Origin of the sequence: Bacteroides sp. An269, from assembly GCF_002159755.1 — a bacterium.
Taxonomy (GTDB): Bacteria; Bacteroidota; Bacteroidia; order Bacteroidales; family Bacteroidaceae; genus Phocaeicola; species Phocaeicola intestinalis.
In genome coordinates this window covers 1-2504 of the sequence record NZ_NFJG01000210.1, presented here as the reverse complement: position 1 = coordinate 2504, position 2504 = coordinate 1, and the positions used below count along the sequence as shown (strand labels likewise).

2 protein-coding genes and 1 pseudogene are annotated in these 2504 nt (G+C 50.4%); all 3 read left to right on the top strand.

The window, feature by feature from the left end; genetic code table 11:
• Positions 1-400: 400 nt before the first annotated feature.
• Complete coding sequence (locus tag B5F71_RS20560) at positions 401-550, top strand: hypothetical protein (RefSeq protein WP_022233798.1); 150 nt, start codon at positions 401-403, stop codon at positions 548-550.
• 23 nt (positions 551-573) lie between these two features.
• Positions 574-2091 (top strand): leucine-rich repeat domain-containing protein, encoded by a 1518-nt coding sequence (locus B5F71_RS19220; RefSeq protein WP_087213546.1) that lies wholly within the window; start codon positions 574-576, stop codon positions 2089-2091.
• Positions 2092-2228: 137 nt separating this feature from the next.
• Positions 2229-2504 (top strand): annotated as a pseudogene (locus B5F71_RS19215) (hypothetical protein); the annotation flags it as partial.

Below are 2504 nucleotides of genomic sequence, written 5' to 3'. Positions count from 1 at the left end.
CAACATTCCGTTGTCCGCTGCATCGTGCATATACCTGTATTCAAAAAAGTGTCTTGTAAATTTGGATATGTGTGAGATTTGTGTAAACACACACACACACACACACACATTGCGACCGGCGTATCTTCGCGCGTTAATATACTTATTATCATCAATACATGCAAGGGTGGGAACTCCTTTTTACGGGAGCTTTCCGCCCTTTTCCGTATTCGTATGCCCCGTTTAACCCATTAAAACAAAAGTCGTATGAATACCGAAATAACCATTATAGCAAGTATATTCCTGTTGCTGGGCGGACTGGCAGCGTTTCCGTTTACGCTCGATTACAGCAATACTTCATGGATGCCCGTTGGATAATAGACAAATTGACGTATATTAATTAACCATAATAAATAAAAAAATGCAAGACAATAAAAAAACAACAAGCCTTGAGAGCTACGAAGCTCCCAAATGTGAGATTATTGAAATACAGAATGAAGGCGTGCTGTGCGGCAGCGATTACAGTGCCACACACCGTGGTTTTGAAGACAGCGACGAAGTGATTTGGTAAATTCTGAACAAATAAATATAACAATGAAAGCAAAAAACATGACCATCGCCGCACTGGCCCTGCTGTTGGCAGCCTGCGGCAACGAAGAAATCCTTGAGAACAACGAAAGCGGCAGCACGGGGAAGGTACACATGACCTTTACCGCCGGAATGCCGCAGACACGTACCTCGCTGGGCGAGGACGGCCATGCCGTAAACTGGACGCAGGGCGACCTGGTAGCCATCTACGACGGAACGGAAACCATCTGCAAGTTTGAAGCAACCGAAGTCAGCGGCAGCACCGCCACCCTGGAAGGCGAGGCCAAAGTGACCGATACCTACACCGCCTTCTATCCCTACACCGACGACGGGACGCTGACCCTCGACAACACTGCCATCACCTTCACCCTGTCCGCCACGCAGACAGCCACGGCAGGCGGCTTTGCCGAAGGGCTGAACCCCTCGTGGGCACAGGCGACGGACGGCAGCAAAAATCTGACGTTCCAGAACCTCTGCGCCCTGGCCAAGTTCACCGTGGAGGCAGAGGGCGTGACGGAAGTTACCCTGACCGCCAATAATACCGGCGACGCACTGGCAGGCGGGCTGACCTATACCATCGCCGATGGTACGCTGACCGCCAACGACGGCGCTTCCCGGTCGGTAACGCTGACGGGAACCTTCACGAAAGGCAAGGAGTACTACTTCGTCGTGGCTCCCGGCACGCTGACGGGCGGCATTACCCTGAACTATATGGGTGAAGGCGGCAAGACATACGTCAAGACCACCCAAAGCGAGGTGACCTTCACCGCCGGAAAGATTACCAACCTGGGCGCACTGGATATCGCCAATTTCACCGAGGCCCTCAATGCGGCGTTTGCCAATGCCGTGGAAGAATTCAACCCAAATATCGGCTGGACGGCGAACCCCGATGGCACCGTATCCCTGGATGAGGATAACAAATTCCAAATAATAAGGAATGGGGGAACTTTCTTGTTTTTGCGAAATAAAAACATTACCAGCCTTGCCGGCATTGAGTACTTCACCGATCTGGAGACTTTGGATTGCATGGATAATCAATTGACTACCCTTGATGTAACCAAGCTGACCAATCTGACGGTTTTGGTGTGCAACGATAATCAACTGACTGCCCTTGATGTAACCAAGCTGACCAATCTGACGCAATTGGAGTGCAACGGTAATCAACTGACTGCCCTTGATGTAACCGGGCTGACCAGTCTGACGTGGTTGCAGTGCAGCGATAATCAACTTGTCTCGTTGAATGTCAGTACTTTGAAAGAGCTTGAAATTTTGTGGTGTCATGGCAACAAGATGACGGCTCTCGATATAACCCATAACGCATATTTGGGGGAATTGAAGTGCGGGAACCAGCAAGATAATCAGCAACTGACCCTGACATTGTGGGACACCAAGAAGGAGTTTTGGGACAGGATGTTAGACATGTATTCAGATGAAAACAGCAATGTCACAACCAATGTTATAGAGGCTCCTGTCAATGCCGATCACGACGGCTACGAAGATGACGGCGAAACGGTCGACTGGTAAGGGGCCGCTGACGCAACCCCCTGTCTTTCTGTTGTATTGTCCCGCACCCGATGCAACGGACCACGGAGGAGCATTCCGAACCCGAAGCGGAATCCCTCCCAAGCCTCTGCTGTAAGGGTATAGCACGGAAAAGGGCAATGCCCCGAAATACGAAAGGACATCAAACAGGAACTCCCGTTCCGGGCGGGAGCATTTGTGCCCGGCAACATCATACAGACACCGCAGCCCGCTACCGCAAGGTAAGCGGGCTGCATTTCGTCATTTTCGGCATCGTCTATATTTGGCTCAACGAACAGCACAGACAACAGGAATTAGAGATTACAAGCCAAAAGATAAGATGTTTACGCAAGGACATACACGAGGTATATGTTAAAATGGTGGATTTATCCCTTATTGGTGAGACCGTGCTGGAC

What these genes read in the sequence shown, in the direction of transcription:
- B5F71_RS20560 (WP_022233798.1), top strand. Translation starts at nt 401, where the DNA reads ATGCAAGACAATAAAAAAACAACAAGCCTTGAGAGCTACGAAGCTCCC.
- B5F71_RS19220 (WP_087213546.1), top strand. Translation starts at nt 574, where the DNA reads ATGAAAGCAAAAAACATGACCATCGCCGCACTGGCCCTGCTGTTGGCA.